The 15,197-nt window shown below is 73.1% G+C and carries 11 protein-coding genes; 7 read left to right on the forward strand and 4 right to left on the reverse strand.

Annotated features, from left to right (window positions below; all coding sequences use genetic code 11):
* Nucleotides 1-292 precede the first annotated feature (292 nt).
* The 3 genes from AAH991_RS10425 to AAH991_RS10435 all read left to right on the forward strand — a co-directional run bounded on the left by AAH991_RS10425 (nucleotide 293) and on the right by AAH991_RS10435 (nucleotide 3,405).
* Nucleotides 293-1,297: an SIS domain-containing protein gene (locus AAH991_RS10425; protein ID WP_346225562.1), complete on the forward strand. Its 1,005-nt coding sequence runs from the start codon at nucleotides 293-295 to the stop codon at nucleotides 1,295-1,297.
* Between the two features lie 101 nt (nucleotides 1,298-1,398).
* Nucleotides 1,399-2,298 (forward strand): PfkB family carbohydrate kinase, encoded by a 900-nt coding sequence (locus AAH991_RS10430; protein WP_346225563.1) that lies wholly within the window; start codon nucleotides 1,399-1,401, stop codon nucleotides 2,296-2,298.
* A 12-nt stretch (nucleotides 2,299-2,310) separates the two neighbouring features.
* Nucleotides 2,311-3,405, forward strand: a complete 1,095-nt coding sequence (locus AAH991_RS10435) for a LacI family DNA-binding transcriptional regulator (RefSeq protein ID WP_346225564.1) — start codon at nucleotides 2,311-2,313, stop codon at nucleotides 3,403-3,405.
* A gap of 12 nt (nucleotides 3,406-3,417) precedes the next feature.
* On the opposite strand, the gene AAH991_RS10440 is transcribed toward AAH991_RS10435, so the two are convergent.
* The gene (locus tag AAH991_RS10440; protein ID WP_346225565.1) at nucleotides 3,418-4,458 is read right to left on the reverse strand and encodes a sulfotransferase family protein; all 1,041 of its coding nucleotides are present in this window, start codon (nucleotides 4,456-4,458) and stop codon (nucleotides 3,418-3,420) included.
* Nucleotides 4,459-4,583: 125 nt separating this feature from the next.
* Nucleotides 4,584-5,474 (reverse strand): CDP-alcohol phosphatidyltransferase family protein, encoded by an 891-nt coding sequence (locus tag AAH991_RS10445; protein WP_346225566.1) that lies wholly within the window; start codon nucleotides 5,472-5,474, stop codon nucleotides 4,584-4,586.
* A 155-nt stretch (nucleotides 5,475-5,629) separates the two neighbouring features.
* Here AAH991_RS10445 and AAH991_RS10450 point away from each other — a divergent pair, with 155 nt between their 5' ends.
* The 4 genes from AAH991_RS10450 to AAH991_RS10465 all read left to right on the forward strand — a co-directional run bounded on the left by AAH991_RS10450 (nucleotide 5,630) and on the right by AAH991_RS10465 (nucleotide 10,477).
* Complete coding sequence (locus AAH991_RS10450; protein WP_346225567.1) at nucleotides 5,630-7,213, forward strand: stealth family protein; 1,584 nt, start codon at nucleotides 5,630-5,632, stop codon at nucleotides 7,211-7,213.
* Nucleotides 7,214-7,359: 146 nt separating this feature from the next.
* Nucleotides 7,360-7,854, forward strand: a complete 495-nt coding sequence (locus tag AAH991_RS10455) for a hypothetical protein (RefSeq protein ID WP_346225568.1) — start codon at nucleotides 7,360-7,362, stop codon at nucleotides 7,852-7,854.
* Nucleotides 7,855-7,857: 3 nt separating this feature from the next.
* A complete protein-coding gene (locus AAH991_RS10460) occupies nucleotides 7,858-9,822 on the forward strand; it encodes a M48 family metalloprotease (RefSeq protein WP_346225569.1) in 1,965 nt (654 codons plus the stop codon).
* Nucleotides 9,823-9,829: 7 nt separating this feature from the next.
* Entirely contained in the window at nucleotides 9,830-10,477 is a 648-nt protein-coding gene (locus tag AAH991_RS10465; protein WP_346225570.1) for a hypothetical protein, read from the forward strand.
* Here AAH991_RS10465 and AAH991_RS10470 read toward each other — a convergent pair whose 3' ends face one another.
* Together AAH991_RS10470 and AAH991_RS10475 are read right to left on the reverse strand one after the other, a co-directional pair.
* Nucleotides 10,478-12,091: a glycosyltransferase family 39 protein gene (locus tag AAH991_RS10470; RefSeq protein WP_346225571.1), complete on the reverse strand. Its 1,614-nt coding sequence runs from the start codon at nucleotides 12,089-12,091 to the stop codon at nucleotides 10,478-10,480. It lies immediately after the preceding gene.
* Nucleotides 12,088-15,009: a bifunctional glycosyltransferase/CDP-glycerol:glycerophosphate glycerophosphotransferase gene (locus AAH991_RS10475; RefSeq protein WP_346225572.1), complete on the reverse strand. Its 2,922-nt coding sequence runs from the start codon at nucleotides 15,007-15,009 to the stop codon at nucleotides 12,088-12,090. The genes AAH991_RS10470 and AAH991_RS10475 overlap by 4 nt, the downstream gene beginning before the upstream one ends.
* Nucleotides 15,010-15,197 lie beyond the last annotated feature (188 nt).

Consider the following 15,197-nt stretch of genomic DNA (forward strand, 5'->3'; position numbering starts at 1 on the left):
GTGCGGGAGCACCTCGGATCCGCGGGGACGCGCCGCCGGCACGACCCACTTGATGACGGGTGACTGTACAGAGCATGTGATACCGGTACCAGACCTGTTCACAAGAATTTTTCCTCCGGCGGCTCCCCAGGACCGCCCGTCACGACGAAACAGCATGTCACAGGGGTATCGGTGACCGAAATACGTCTCCCTGTTGACGCCCGCCCGTCAGGTGTGCCAGCGTGACCACCGCGTGATACCGGTATCAGGCAGCAGGGCGCCCCGGTCCGCAGGCAATCCCCGAAAGGACGCGATGATGCTCGGATTCAACGAGCCGGAATTCCTCTCCCAGATGGCGAGCGCGGTGGCGCTGCGGCCGCAGATCGAGGAACTGGTCGATCGGCTCGTGGACGAGGGATTCGACAACCTCTACCTGGTCGGCGCCGGCGGCACCTACGCCCAGATGTGGCCGTACGAGCGGCTGGCCCGGCAGCGCTCCACCTTCGACGTGCGCGCGGTGATCGCGGCCGAGCTGATCGCCGCGGGCGAGGCGGCGCTGGGCGAGCGGTCGGTCGCGGTCTTCACCTCCGCCTCCGGCACCACCGACGACACCGTGCGGGCCATCGAGTACTGCAAGGCCAAGGGCGCCCACACGATCGGCATCACCGGCTACCCCGAGTCGCCCGTGGCCCAGAACGTGGACACCGCGCTGATCACCGAGCCCAAGGCGTGGCCGTTCGACCCGCAGATGCTGCTCCTCACGACCCGGCTGCTGTCCCGGCGGGGCGAGTTCGACGGCTACGAGAAGCTCGCCGGCGAGCTCGACGGCCTGCCGCGGATCCTGCTGGAGGTCGCCAGGCAGACCGAGCCCGTCGCCGAGAAGTTCGCCGACGAGCACAAGGACACCGGCTACTACTTCCTCATCGGCGGCGGCAACCTGTGGTCGTACACCTACCTGTACTCCATGTGCATCCTCGAGGAGATGCAGTGGCTGCACACCACGCGGGTGCACAGCGCCGAGTTCTTCCACGGCTCGCTCGAACTGCTGGAGGAGGACACCAGCGTCATCGTCTTCCAGGGTGAGGACGAGGGGCGCCCGCTGACCGACCGCGCGGCGGCCTTCGCCAAGCGCATCTCCAAGGACGTCACGGTCCTCGACACCAAGGACTACCCGCTCGAGGGGATCAGCCCCGAGTTCCGCGGCCTGCTCGGGCCGCTGGTCATGGACGTGGCGACCGGCCGGCTGAGCAAGCACCTGGAGCGGGTGCGCGACCACTCCCTCGAACTGCGCCGCTACTACCGCGTCATGGACTACTGACGGTCGTCCGTCGCTGATCCCCCGCTCACGGCGCCGCACCGGCCGCGCGCCCCCAGGGCCCCCGCGTTCCCCACGCGGGGGCCCGCCTTGAAGGAGAGTCCATGAGAGTCCTCGGCTTCGGCGACAACATCGTCGACCGGTTCCTCGACCGCGGCATCGAGTACCCCGGCGGCAACAGCGTCAACGTGGCCGTCTACGCCCGGCGCCTCGGCGCCGACGCCGCCTACCTCGGCGTGTTCGGCGACGACGACCTCGGCGGCTTCATCCGCGCGTCGATCGCCGCGCAGGGGGTCGCCGTCGACCGCTGCGCCGTACGGGCCGGTGAGAGCGGCGTCTCCACCCTGCGCGTCGACGACGGCGACCGGGTCTTTCTCGGCTGGAACGGCGGCGGCGTCACCACCAGGGAGCCGATCGTCCTCGACGACGGCCTCCTCCGATACGCCGCCTCGTTCGACCTGGTGCACTCCAGCGTGTACTCGGGCAGCGAGAGCGAGCTGCCGAAGCTGGCCCGGCTGGACACGCTGGTGAGCTACGACCTGTCCAGCGAGGACGAGTACCGCACGCCGGCCTACCTCGACCGGGTCTGCCCGCACGCCGATCTCGTCCTGCTGTCGTGCTCGCACCTCGGCGAGGACGCCACGCGGGCCCTCCTGGCCGACGTCGTACGGCGGGGTGCGGCGCTCGCGCTGGCCACCCGGGGCGAGGAAGGGGCGATCGCCCACGACGGCCGCGTCACCCTCACCACGGCGGCGGTGCGCGTGGAGGACTCCCGGCTGATGGTGGACACGATGGGCTGCGGCGACGCCTTCCTCGCGGGGTTCGCGGTGTCCCTGCTGCGCGCGGGCTGGCGCGCGGGCGCCGCGCCGGACGGCGACATGATCGAGACCGCCCTGCGCGACGGCGCGCGGTCGGCCCACGACCAGTGCCTGGTGGAAGGCGCTTTCGGTCACGGGCGGCCGGTGGTCGCTAGCATGTCGCCATCCCGCGATCTCGAGAAGTGAGGGACGCCACCCATGCCAGCTGACCGGGGCCAGACCGCCGGGCGGGCCACGATCTCCGAGGTGGCGGCCGAGGCGGGCGTCGGGCGGGCGACCGCCGCCCGCACGCTGGGCGGGTACGGGCACGTCAGCCCGGAGCTGCGCAAGCGCGTGCTGGAGGCGGCCGAGAAGCTCGGCTACCGCGCCAACGCGCTGGCCCGCAGCATGTCGACCGGGGTCAGCCACACCATCGGCGTGATCGTCGCCGACATCGGCAACCCCTTCTTCGCGGGGGTGGTGCGCGGAATCTGCGACGCCTCCCGCGCCCGCGGCTTCGACACGATCGTCCTGAGCACCTACGAGGAGCTCGACGAGGAGATCGCGGCGATGAACGTGCTGATCGACAAGCGCGTCGACGGCGTCGTCGTCGCCTCGGCCGCGCTGAGCGGCCGGGACGTCGGTCACGTCAAGGAGGCGCTGAAGCGGGGCGTCCCGGTCGTCCTCGTCGACCGGGCGGTCCCCTCGCTCGACCTCGACGCGGTGGTCATCGACAACCGCGACGCCGCCCGCGAGGCGGTCGAGCGGCTCATCGCGGCCGGGCACCGGCGGATCGGCTTCGTGTGGGGGCCGCCCGTGCCGGAGCCGCCGGCGACCCGGCGCGAGCTGCTGGCGGCGGCGTCCCGCAACCTGTGGACCGACGGCGAGCGCCTGCGCGGCTACCTCGACGCGCTCGACGACGCGCGGATCCCCTTCGATCCCGAGCTGGTGATGGTCGGGCGGAAGGTCGAGGAGCGGGTGACCGAGGAGGTCGCCCGCATGCTCGCCCTGCCGGACCGCATCACCGCGCTGTTCTGCACCGAGACCGAGGCGGTGACGGGAGCCCTGCGCGCGCTGCGGGCCGCCGGGCTGTCCTACCCGCGCGACGTCGCCCTCATCGGCTTCGACGACAGCGCCTGGGCGGCGGTCATGGACCCGCCGCTGACGATGATCGAGCAGCCGGTGCACGAGCTCGGCGCCAAGGCCGCCGAGGTGCTCCTCGACATCGTCCGGGGGGCCGAGCCCGGCAGGCGGATCCACACGCTGCGCTCCCGTCTCATCGAGCGCTCCTCGGTCGCCCCTCCACCCGCGTAGGCGGCGGGGCGGTCAGCGGGGGATCAGCTCGGCGGAGCGCTGCTGAGGGAGGCCGGCGAGGCGCCGCTGGCCCTCGGTGAGCAGCGCCGCGATCGGGCCGGGCTCGCGCAGCCGGGTGAGCCGGTCGCGGTTGTACTTGCGCAGCCGCGCCGCGCGGCGCTTGGCCGCCGCCGCCTTGAACGCCGCGACGTGCTCGCGGTCGGCCTTGCGCGCGCCGCTCAGCTCGTAGCCGTACGCCGTGAGCCGCTCGCCGAGCACCTCCTCGCACAGCGAGATCTCCCAGGGCTCCAGCCGGGAGGCCCACTTGCCCGAGTGGGCGGTGGTCACCTCCTCGTGGGTGTTGCTGTGCCACACCTTGTGCTTGGGCACGGCGAGCTCGGCCATGTGGCGGGGCTCGCACATCCCCGGGTCGTAGTCCTCGCCGATGAACACGCACAGCTTCTTCAGCTCGGTCTCCGGATCGGCGGTGAGGTCCTCGTACCGCAGCTCGTAGAAGCTGTCGGCGGGCAGCTTGCGGGCGTGCCGCCGGCCGAAGTCGATCGCCTCGGCCCAGTTGGCCATGGCGTGCACGGCGTCCGCCTTGTACCAGGGCATCTGCTTGAGCGAGGCCACGCAGTCGCGGCCGTCCCTGACGAGGTGGACGAACTGCGCGTCGGGGAACATCCGCATCAGCATCTCGACGTGCCGGTAGTAGCTGGGCCGCTTGTCGCCCCAGCGCGGCTTGCCGAAGCGCTCGGCGTAGCTCTTGAAGACCATGCCGATGACCGAGCCGAAGCTGCCGGGGCCGAGCATGGCCGCCTGGACGAAATCGGGGCGGCTCAGCCCGAGCTCGTGGAACTTCGTGGTGCGGCCCTCGGCGATCCAGGTCGCCAGCTTGCGCCTGTTGTCGGCCAGCCGCATGTCGCCGTACGCCCGGCGGGAGAAGTAGGCCGGGACGAGGAACCGCGTCTCGGGCGGAACCGCGATGCGCGGATGCGAGTGCAGCATGAGCTGCAGCATGGTGGTGCCGGAGCGCGGGCAGCCGACGACGAAGACAGGTCTGTCCGTATGCATGAGTTCTATCCCCCGTGGTGAAATTTCCGGACGCCAGGCCGCCGCCCTCCCCCGGGCGCGGCTCGTGACGCGGGTCCTACGGCGTCATGCCGTACGAGCTGGTGGATCGGGCCGGGAACGGCCGGTCAGACGAGGATCTTCTCTCTCTCGGCGGCGGTGCGGGGCACCTGGCGCGAGGCCAGCCAGACGCGGTAGACCAGGCTCATCTCGAACGCCAGCAGGAGCGCGCCGGCCACGGCCGAGACCGGCACCAGGGCCGCGGGCCCGAGGAGCGGGGCCACGACGAAGACCGCGGCGTGGAACTCGATGCCGCTCATGACGTGGGTGCGCACCCGCCGCCGCACCAGGAAGACGCGGAACCTGTCGTACCAGGGAAAGCGGGCGTGGAACGCCTTCTGCAGGTCGACCACGGTGGCGCCGGTGTCGTCGGCGACCTGGCCGAACTCCGCGGCGGCCTGCCCCAGCTCGGTCCGCGGCCTGGCCCGCAGGACGCTCTCGGCGAGGACGCACTGCCCCTCCATCCGCGCCTCCACCAGCGCGCGGGTGGCGTCCTTGACCCGCTTCAGCTGCGGGCCGTTGATGTAGCGGAACAGGTCGAGCACGACGACGCCGACGGCGGCGAGCACCACATCGGCGTCGCCCGTCCGGGCGTACTCCCCGAACCCCAGCCCGAAGGCGCAGCAGACCACCCGCAGCCGGTCGCCGACGTAGTCGAGCCACAGACCGAAGGGCGTCCCCGTGCCCTTGAGCCTGGCGATCTTCCCGTCCATGCAGTCGACCGTGAAACTGAGATAGAACAGCGCCGCACCGGCGACGAGCATGCCCTCCGCGAAGGCGGCCGCCGAGGCGAAGCCGATCAGCATGGACAGTCTGGTCAGCCCGTTCGGTGTGATCGATGTGTGGTTAGCCACGAGCAGCGCGAGCCGGCAGGCGAGTGGATCGACCATGAAGACGGTCCACCACGAGTCCCTCGGCTTGCGCGTCGCGAGTATGTCGTCCAGCGTGAAGCCCCCCATGCAGGCAACAATGACTACAACCGGTAGCCGTTGGCCTGCTCTTCGGTAACAGGCAGGGCATCTCATTGCCGGTTCTTGACCGTCTCCCTCATCTACGTAAACCATCCGCCAATCCGGTCGCCGATCGGTTACAGTCCGTGGTCGAGGGGGAGACCATGCCCGTTGTCACGTTGTACCGGCGGCTGCAGGGGCGGCTGCCGTCATGGGAGCCCGCACCACGGGCCGCGCTCATCCGGCCGCACGCGGGTCCGCTGCAGGCCCAGCGCGAGACGCTGGACGTGGTGTGCGCCCTGCTGACCCGGGCGGGCGTGCCGTACTTCTGCGTCCGCCCGCTGCCGAACCGGCCGCCCGTCGTCGCCGTGCCCGAGGACTCGCGCACGCGCGCGCTCGCCGCGCTCGCGGCCGGCGACCACCCGCTGTTCGCGGCGCGGCAGCCGTACGGCAGGCAGGGGTCGCGGGCGCGCCAGGCGGACGCGGGCCGGATGCGCCCGCTGCGGCGGGCGGCGGCGCTGCTCGGCGACGCCAGGGTCGTGCGGGTGGCCATGTACTTCGCCAGCCCCTCGCGCACGCTGACACTCGGCCCGGAGAACGGCTGCGACCTGGAGTTCTGGGCCCGGGAGGGTGACGAGCTGGTCGCGCCCAGGCCGAACCCCGCCTGCGACCGCGTGCCCGCCGACGGCCCTTCGGTGGACGGCGGCGAGGAGCTGTTCACCCCTCTGGCGTGCGCCGCCCGCCGGGCCCGCTCCTACCGCACCCGGCCCGAGTTCGTACGGCGGCTGCTGGACGACATCGACTTCCCGATCGACGCCGTCTACACCTGGGTGGACGGCGCCGACCCGGCCTGGCGGGCGCGCCGCGACCAGGCCGAACGCGGCGAGGCGCTGCGCTCCGGCGGCCCGCTGAGCGAGATGGCGACCACGGAGGCGCGGTTCACCAGCAGGGACGAGCTGCGCTATTCACTGCGCTCGCTGCTGATGTACGCGCCCTGGATCAACCGGGTGTGGATCGTCACCGACGGTCAGACGCCGCCGTGGCTCGACACCACCCACCCCATGGTCGCGGTGGTCGACCACAAGGAGATCTTCACCGACCCGTCGGTGCTGCCGGTGTTCAACTCCCACGCCATCGAGACGCAGCTGCACCACATCGACGGGCTCAGCGAGCATTTCCTGTACTTCAACGACGACTTCTTCCTGGGACGGCCGCTGCCTCCCCGGACCTTCTTCGAGGGCAACGGGATCACCCGGTTCTTCCCCAGCACGGTCCACGTGCCCTTCGGGGCGCCGGAGACCGAGGAGTCGCCGGTGCACGCCGCCGGCATGAACAACCGGCGCATCCTGGAGGACCTGACCGGCCGCACGATCACGCAGAAACTCAAGCACGTGCCGTACGCGCTGCGCCGGTCGCTGATGTACGAGCTGGAGCAGCGGTTCGCGGCGGAGTTCGCGGCGACCGCCCGCAGCAGGTTCCGCACGTCGCGGGACATCTCCGTGGTCTCCTCGCTCGCGCACTACTACGGCTACCTGAGCGGGCGGGCGGTCCCCGGCACCGTCGACTACACCTACGTCGACTTGTCGCTGCCGAAGACGCCCGCCAAGCTCCGCCGCATGCTCGCCCGGCGCAGGCACGACGTGTTCTGCCTCAACGACACCGCGCCCACCACCGTCGAGCAGGACGCCCTGCTGGGGCGCTTCCTGGAGGCATACTTCCCCACCCCGGCGCCGTTCGAGCGGCACTGAAAACAATTTGAATCGCACCGGAAATCAAATAACACCTTCAGCCGAAATCACTGTGCACGAATTGTGATTTCGCCCGGCGCCGTTTCGCGCATCGGTTCTGATTGACTGCGGCTCATCCGTCACCCGTGCTCTGCCCGGGAGTGCCAGTGTCAGTGCCAGCGTCGCGACAGCGCACCACCTATCAGCTCGTCGAGGCGGTCGTCGCCCGGCTCGACCAGGACGAACTGCCGCAGCTTCCCCGGCTCTGGGACGCGTACACCCGGCACCCCGACGGCCGGGAGCGCGACAGGGAGCATCTGCTCGGCTCGGGCGTCCTGACGGAGATCTCCGCCTGGGCCCCGCTCGTCGTCGCGTTCGTCGGCGCCGCCGTGCTGGACGCACTGAAAGAAGAGATCACCGAACGCAGCCGGGACGGCATCCGGACGTTGTTCGCCTGGCGCCGGCGGCGACGCCAGGCGATGCGGGAGGTGCTCGCCGAACCGCTGCCGCCCTTCGACGACGCCGAACAGGCCCGCATCGCCCGGTCCGTCCGCTCCAAGGCACTCGCGTTGGGGCTGCCGGAGGACAAGGCCCAGCTTCTCGCCGACGCGGTGACGGGCGAACTGCTCCGTGAGAGCACTACCCCTCCCCTGGAGGGGTGACCCGTGGGCGCGGCCGACCCGTTCGCCCTGCCCCCGCCGAGCACCGCTCGGCTGCGCCTGCTCTTCCTCACCGTCGCGGCCGGGTCGTTCTTCGCCGGTCACTGGTTCCTGGTGCTGGCGGGGGACGTCTGGCGCGACCGGACCCTCGCCTGCGGCCGGCTCGCCGACGTCCCGGCCTTCCTCGGCTGCTCGACCAGGGTCATGGTGGTGCGGTCTCTGGCGCCGTGGTCCGGCCCCCTGCTGGTGGCGGCCCTGATGACCCTGGCCCATGCCCTGGCGCCCCTGGTCATCACCCGGCGGCACCGGGCGGCGCCGTTCGCCGACTGGCCCGAGGTCGTCGAGGCGGCCGTGCGGGCGGCGGGACTGACCCGGCGGCCCGTGCTCATGCAGAGCGCGCGCGACCTCCTGCGCGACCGCATGTTCGTGTACGGCCGCCACCCCCGGCACCGGGTCATGCTCTCCGCGGCCGCCGGGTTCTCCCTGTCCGGCAAGCAGGCCAAGCCCGCCGCCGTCGCGATGCTCGCGCACGAGCTCGGTCACCTGCGCAACCGGGACGCCGACCGGTCCTACCTCGCCGTGTTCGCCACCGTCTGCTTCGTCCTGGTGGCGGCCGTGCCGTTGTGCCTGTCGGCCGCTCTCACGATGGACGGCACGCCCGCACGGGCGGTCGCCTGGCGGACCGCGGTCGTCACGCTGCTGGTCGCCGGCACCTTCGCGGCGGTCGTCCGGGCCCGCGAACACGACGCCGACCTGCGCGCCGCCCGATCCCACCCCGACGAGGTGCGCGCCTGGCTGTCCACCGGGCGGCAGGAGCGGCCGTGGCCGGTGCCGATCCACCCTTCCCTCGCGTCCCGTCTGCGGGTCCTGCTCGATCCCGCACCGCACATGCGCGCGTCACCCGGCGAGGCCCTGACCGCCGGCGTCGCCGCCGGCATCGTGGTCACCGAACTGGGAGTGCCCCTGCAGACGGCGCTGCCCATACCGCCGATCACCGCCTACTGGATCGCCGGGCTGCTGGTCGCGGTGCCGGTCGTCCAGGTCGTCGGGCTGGGGGTCTGGCGGGCGGTCCTGGCCGAGCCCGCGAAACCGGCAGTACGGCCCCGCGTCGCCGCCACCGGGCTCGCGCTCGGGGCCGGGTTCGCGGCCGGCGCCGTCCTGTCCCCGCGGGCGAGCGCCGAGTGGATCCTCTGGCTCACGACCGCGCCCGAAGCCGCGGCGAACCTGACGCCCGGCCGGATCCCGCTCGGCACCACGGCATGGCTCCTCGCCGCCGTCCTCCTGCTGAGCACCGCGATCACCTGCTGGCTGGCCCTCGCGGCCCGGGCCTGGCTGCCGGCGCGCGGCCCGTCCGCGTGGCGGTACGCCGCGCCCGTCGCCGTGGCCGTGATCGCGGTCGTGTCCGGCACCTGGTTCGTCGCCGTCCGGCTGGCGGCCGGGGAGGAAGTGCCGGCGGGGCGCCTCGCCTGGCTCGTCGTCACACCGCAGGTGGCGGTCGTCCTGGCCGTCCTCGTACTGCTGTGCGCGCTCGCCCTGCGGCCGCTGCGAGGCCGCAGATCGCGGCCGGCCGTCGTCATGGTGCCGGCCGTGCTGCTCGTCACGGCCCTGGCCGGGATGGCGTCGCTCCCCGAGCCGGCGGCCCGCGAGGCCGCGCCGCCTCCCGCGGCCGCGCTGCCCGACTCCGCGCAGGCGGGCGTGATCTGCCTGGGCCTGTTCACCACGGGAACCGCGGCCTACGGCGATCCCGCGGACCATCCCGCACGGGCACGGATGGGCGCGCTGCTGCGCGGTTCCGACGACGCGCTGCTGCGGCAGGTCGGGGGCCTGTTCCTGGACAGCGCGGACCGCCGCTCCACCGACCTGGCCGCCGTGGCGTGGACCGCCTTCGTCCGGCGGTGCGACCAGATCAGGCGGTATCCGACCGGTCCGGTGCCCCGGCCCACCCCGCCCTTCCCCGTCGAAAGCTGGTGATCTCCATATGCGCCTCACCCGAGCCCTCGGTTGTCCGGTGGCCGCGCTCACCCTCGTCGCCGCGTTCCTTCCCGGCGCGGCCCGCGCGTCCGCCCGCCCCGCGCTCTCCTACGGACTGCTCACCACCGCGGACCTGCCGAAGGGATATGTCGCCTTCCGGCCCACCCACAAGCCGTACGACAAGGCGAGCAGCCCGCGGTGCGCCGCGCTGCTCGACGAGCTGGACTTCAGCAAACCCCGGCGGAAGGGCGTCGAGTACGCGTCCACGGCGTTCACCAAGGGGCAGTTCGGCCCGTGGATCACGGAGACCCTGCGACGCTACCCCAGCGCGCACGCCGCGAAGAAGGACCTGGACGGAGCCCTGAAGACCCTGTCCGGGTGTTCGTCGTTCCGCATCGCGTACTCCGGCAAGAAGCCGGCCGAGATCACGATGACGATCCAGCCCATCGCGATGCCGAAGGTGGGCGGGCAGAGCAGGGCAGTGTGGATCACCGTCAGCGACGGGTCGTGGGCGTACGGCGAGGTGCTGGTGCTGGCCAGGACCGGCGACGTGATGATGATCCTCGGTCAGCTCGCCTTCAAGGCGCCCAGCCCGCAGACCGCGGACGGGATCGCCGCCCGCGCCGCCCGGAAGATGGGCGCGGTGGCGGACTGATCACGGTGCCGGCCGGCTCCGTGGCAGGTAATGGGCGACGAACAGGCCGCGGAAGGTCCAGCGGCCGGCCGGGGCGAACGAACGGTCGACCAGGGCGCGCCGACGGGCCGGCATCGCGTTCTTGCCGGTATGGCCGACCACCCAGAGCGTGCGCAGCCCGTCGAGCCGGGCGGCGAGCGCCCGGGGGCCCACCTCGCGGCCAGGGAAGCTGCCGTCCCGCTCGGGTGACCGGGCCAGCGCCACGTCGTCGAGCCTGCCAAAGACCGAGGGGTAGACCACGGCGTATTTCCTGACCTTGGCGGGGACGAACAGCACCCCGTCCCCGGGTCTCGCCTCGGCCGCGAGCAGCGCCATGACCGGCCGGGGATCGTCCTGCCTGCCGTCCGGCCCGCGCGTGGCGAGCTGCCCGGGCACCGACAGGCCGAGCCAGGCGGCCAGCACGGCGGCGGCGAGCCCGGGGGGCAGCGCGGCCAGGCCCGCCCCGGCGAGCAGCGCCGCGGCCGGGACGCAACAGAAGACGTACCGGAACACGTACACCGGATGGAGCGTCCAGGAGACCGTGAGCAGCACCAGCGCGGGCACCAGCAGCCACGGCAGCGTCAGCCGCACGAGCGCCCCGTGTCCGCCGGCCAAGGGAGCCGAGTCCGCCGCGCAGGACCTTTCCGCGTGACGTGTCGCGGGCTCCTCCACGCCGCGCCCGGCGCGAGCCCGGCGCACGCCCGCGACCGCGGCACTCGCGAGGCCGAAGATCGCGAGCGCCCAGGTCAGCGGGGCCACCCCCGGGCCCGTCGCCCCACCGAGGTCGCCGGACAACTGGACGGCCAGCCTGCCCACGTCGGCCGCCTCCGGCCGGGGAATCCAGCCCACCTGCGCGCTCTGCCGGGAGCCGAGCCAGGCCAGCGGCGCCACGGCCGCCAGTGCCGGCGTCGCCGCGCACGCCCACCGGAGCAGCGGTCCCCTGGACAGGATCAGGGTGACGCCGTGTGCCCCCGCGACCAGGAACGCGAACAGGTTGAGATAGGCCAGCACGGTCAGCGCCGCGGCGTACGCCGCAAGGACCCCCGACGTCGGCGACCGTCGCAGGCGCAGGAACAGCAGGGTCACCCCGACGGCCGCCGCGGCCGCCATCGGGTACGGCCGGGCCTCCTGGACGTACCTGGAGAAGATGGGCATGAGGGCCAGCAGCACGCCGCCGTACAGGCCCGCCCGGGGGGAGCCGAGCGCGCGACCGAGCGCGCCGGTCCCGGCCGCGGCGAGCGCCCCCGCGACGACCGACGGCATCCGCAGCGCCACCTCGGCGGTGCCGGACAGGTCCGCGACGACGTGCGCCAACGCGTAGTACAGGCCGTGCACGGCGTCGACCGACTGCAGCAGGTGTGCCAGCTGGGGAAGGGTCCGGCCGGCCGCGCTGACGGTGGCCGCCTCGTCCCGCCATGGCGGCGGCCCGCCGAGGTCCCACAGCCCGGCGGCCAGCGCGACGAGAGCGGGCACGACGGTCACGACAAGCGGCCGGTCCCGCCACCCGGGCCGTCCGGGCGCCTCGGCCGGGCCCGACGCGGGCCGCCGGGGTGGCTGCGGCGCTTGCGGCGCGGTGCGCCGGGAGGCGCGGGTCATGACCGCATGCGCGCGACCACGCGCGCCGAGGCGTGCCCGTCGTCCCAGGGGCAGTACCTGCGGGCGAAGCGCTCGTAGCGCTCCGCGAACCGTCCGAGGTCGCCGCCGCGCAGCACGTCGAGCACGTCGTCGCCGGTCCGCAGGACGGGCCCGGGAGCCTCGGCCTCGAAGTCGAAGTAGAAGCCGCGCACCTCGTCCCGGTAGCGCTCCAGGTCGTGGGCGAGGAACACCATGGGCCTCCCGGTGCACGCGAAGTCGAACATGGCCGACGAGTAGTCGGTGACGAGCACGTCCGCGGCGGCCAGGAGATCCGCCATATCCGGAAAATTCGAGACATCGTGGATGCGGTCTCCGGCCGGGATCGTCATGTCCCGCGCCACCAGGTAGTGCGCCCGCACGAGCAGCACGTCGTCGTCGCCCAGCGCCCCGGCCGCCCGGACCGGGTCCAGCGCCAACCGCCCGGTGGCCTCGTCGTCCCGCCACGTCGGCGCGTACAGGACGACCCGCCGGTCGCCGGTCAGGCCCAGCCGCCGCCGCGCCGCGCGGGCCCGCGCGGGGTCGAAGAGCACGTCGTTGCGCGGGTAGCCCGACTCCAGGATCTCCCCCTCGTAGCCGAACGCCCCCCGCAGCGCCGCGGTGGCGAACGGGCTCGGCGACAGCAGCAGGTCCCAGGCCGCCACCTGCCGCGCCAGCTCCCCGCGCGGCACCCGCTGCGCGTACGGCATGCCCTCCAGGTCGAGCCCCAGGCGCTTGAGCGGCGTGCCGTGCCAGGTCTGCACGAACGTCTGTCCCCGCGGCTTGCGGTACCACCCCGGCTGGGTGCGCCGGTTGGCGACGACGAAGCGGCTGGTGTGCAGCGCCTCCTCGTGCTCGCGCGAGCCGAACAGGACCAGGCGCACGCCCGGCGGGACCGCGAACTGCCCGTCGCGGGTGACCCAGACGATCTCCACGTCCGGGTGGCGGCGGGCCAGTTCCTCCGAGACCGCCCGGGGGTTGCACGAGTACTGCCCGCCGCCGTAACTGTCGAACAGCGCGGCGTTCCGCAGAGCGGCGCGTCCCCTTGGCCAGGACCGTGCGGCGGCCCTGCGTCTGCGCGTCGCGTACGGCCCGCGCTCGTGCGGGCCGAGCGCGGGCCGCACCGCGAGGCTCAGGTCGCCGTCGCGGGAGGTGCGGACGGAGACCTCGTGGAACCCGGTGACACGCGGCCGCGGCGGGTCGGCGATCAGCGCGGAGCTCAGGCGCACCCGCTCCTGCCCGCCCTCCGGTGTCACGGCGAGCACGCGCCAGGTCCCGCTGCGGAGCGGAAGTCCCTCGGCCGTCGTGCCGACGGCGGCGGTCCACCCCGCCTCGTCCTGGCGGACGGGCCACGCGTGCCGCTCCGTGCCGCACTCGAGGACGATTGGGCCGGACGGGCACCGTCCCGTCCCCTCCAGGACCGGCTCGCCGGAGTCCGTCCACCGGATCGCGCTCACGCTGACCGGATCGCGACCGGGGCCGCCCACGGCGGTCGGGCCCAGCGTGAGCCCGCGGTCTCGGGTGAGGCAGACGCGCACGTCCCCGGCGTCGAAGACGCGCTCGCTCGCGCCCCCGGCCGCCCGCCCGGCCCGGGTCACGCCCCGCGCCCGGACCCGCGCGTGCAGCGCCCACCGGCCGGGAGGCAGCGCGTCGAGGGCGACCACGGTCTCAAAGCCGGAGTCGTCGTGGCAGGCGGCCGACTGGCGGGAGTCGGCGGTCACGTCGGGCCTGCGGGTCCGCCGTACCGGCAGGGTGATCCGCTCCTCCCCCCGCTGGAGCCACAGCTCGATCCGGCTGCGCCCGCTGTCCAGATAGGCGATGTACGCGTGACCGGCCAGGACGAGCCTGTCGTCCGTGTGGCGGACGTCGTCCACGCGGGCCACGAGCCGCAGGTCTCGGGTGGCGTCGAACAGCGAGCGCGGAAGCCGGGGGTCGCGCCGGAAGGGGTAGTCGAGATACCAGCGGCGGCGCCGCAGCCCCCGCCGGAGCACGCCCCGGTGCCTGATCTCCGATGCCGCGAACATCCGCAGCTCCGCCAGCTCGCCGGTCATCCCGTGCACGGCGAAGTGGATCTGGAGCCGCCTGAGAACCGGCAGCCGCTCGACCGCACCGGGGTCCAGGCGGCCCAGGGTCTCGGCGAGCCCGTCCGGGACGCGGTCGCGTACGGCGTCCAGCACCGCCTCGAGGTCGGGCCCCTCGGCCAGGCGCAGGTCGTACGCCGCGCGCAACGCGGGCGCGTGCCGGCCGAGCAGGTCCGACACCTCCAGCATCGCCCGCAGGCGGCACAGGGGATCGGCGGGCGGCCGGGACCCGCGCGTGCGGCAGACCACGCTGCCGAGCACGTCGGCCGAGGTGGACAGCACGTGCGCGGGGATCGTCACCGGGAAGTCCTCGCCCAGTCCCGCGGGGAAGGCGAAGTCGTGCCGGTTCCAGAACTCCCGGCGGAACACCGTGCCGCCCGCCCTCGGGTCGTCCAGCAGCTTCGGATGCCGGGTGATGTGCGTACGCAGGAACTCCTTGGCCTTCTGAGCCGTGTCCTGCGCGTTCGGCGTCCAGCTGCGGATGCGGCCGCAGGCGAGGTCGGAGCCGGTGTGGTCGAGGGCGCCGACCAGCGTGCGGTAGGCGTCCGCGGGGACGACCGAGCCGGGGTCGGCGAAGGTCAGGTAGCGCCCGGTGGCGAAGGCCGCGCCCGCGTTGCGCGTGACACCGGGGTCGTCGCCGCCGTCGCCGAGCGTGAGGAGCGTGAACCTGTGGTCGGGCGGACGCAGGCCCCGCGGGCGCCCGACCAGGATCACCTCCAGGTCGTCCAGGGTCTGGTCGCGCAGGGATTCGAGGCACTCCTCGGCGTGCTCCTCCCCGCCGTGCAGGGGGACGACCACCGAGAGGCTGGGAGGCACCGTCACGCCGTCAGCATGCCGACGCGCGGCGGGCGGCACCCGGCCGATCCACACCGTCTTACCCTCCCTTGGCCGCCTCTTGACCCACGAGCCCTCCGTAACCCGCCCCGCACTTTGACTACGGACAGTAAAGAACGACGTTACAGTGAGTAATAACGCGTGGTAGGCAAGAGCTTCCATGATCTCCCACGAGT

This window comes from Microbispora sp. ZYX-F-249 (assembly GCF_039649665.1).
Taxonomy (GTDB): domain Bacteria; phylum Actinomycetota; class Actinomycetes; order Streptosporangiales; family Streptosporangiaceae; genus Microbispora; species Microbispora maris.